The sequence below is a fragment of the Aequorivita sp. CRS11 genome (assembly GCF_059693805.1).
Genome location: NZ_JCATIG010000038.1, coordinates 1 through 1,046, shown reverse-complemented (window position 1 = coordinate 1,046; position 1,046 = coordinate 1). Strand labels below are relative to the sequence as shown.

General features: G+C 60.6%; 1 protein-coding gene. It reads right to left on the bottom strand.

All coding sequences use genetic code 11. From position 1 onward, the window contains the following. On the bottom strand, positions 1-1,046 hold a 1,046-nt coding region (locus tag AC58DT_RS15630), incomplete at both ends, for an FIDD domain-containing protein (protein WP_497217723.1).

The window sequence follows — 1,046 nt, the reverse complement described above, 5'->3', positions numbered from 1 at the left end:
GGGTTAACGGTATTGGTGTACGCGCCCGGGTTGCCGATGGCGGCGGAATAGTCCGGCGCGGTCAGCGCAAGGTCACCGGCCAATTGGGCATCGGCAAGGTCTTCGTAGTAATATAGGTCAAAGCCGTTTGGATCCAGTGCTCCCAATATCTCCGCTTCTGCCTCGGTAAGGTCGAAAACGGTAAAGCCATCGGCCACGGCATCGTCACATTTTCTCAGGGGACCGGGCTCGGTGGCCACGGGCGAGGTGTGCACCTCCAGGGCAAAGGATATGCTGCGGTGGCAGCTGTTGACCGTGGTCTCCACACGGGCCCATACCCCGCCCGTACCGTAGGCCGGATCCAGGGGATCGGTCACGGGAGCGTCCAGGTAGATCTGGTCGTTCGTGTAAGGGTTCGGCAACGGAAGGCGGTTGTTCTCCGCGTCGAGCAGCGTACCGTGGTAGGTGACGGTCAGGTCGGGGTCCCCTCCCGTTATGATGGCCGTCTGCGTACTGAGGTCGAACTGGGCAAAACCGTCGTTGTTGGAGTCACAGGCTATAAAGGTGCCGGGTGAAAAGGCCAAAGGGGTAGGCTCCACGATGATAAAGAAGGTATTGATCGCCCTGCAGCCGTTCTCGCTGTAGGCGGTCACGAAGATCTCCTGCTGGGGGCTGATGATGTTTTGGTAGGCCGAGGGGTCGGCGATCGGGTTGTTGTTCACCTGGTCGATGGCCGTAGCATAGTAGAACACCTCCAGGGTAGGGTCCCCCAGGGTGATCAGCGGCGTGTTCACCGTAAGGTCGAACGTGGAAAGGCCATCGTCCGCCGTACTGCCGTTCACAAGGTCGTCGCACTTGGTCAGGTCGTTCCCGACGCCGATGGTCGGGAAGAGCTCAAGCTCAAGATCAAAGGGCGTGACCCGCGCGCAGCCGGTGATACGGCTCTCAAGGCGCACCCAGATGGTCTGGCCGCCCATGCTTATATAGGTCCCGGGGTTGGGGATCGCATTGGTGCCGGCGGCGGCGTCCAGCGGATCCTCATAATAGGTGATGGGCAGCACAAAGTC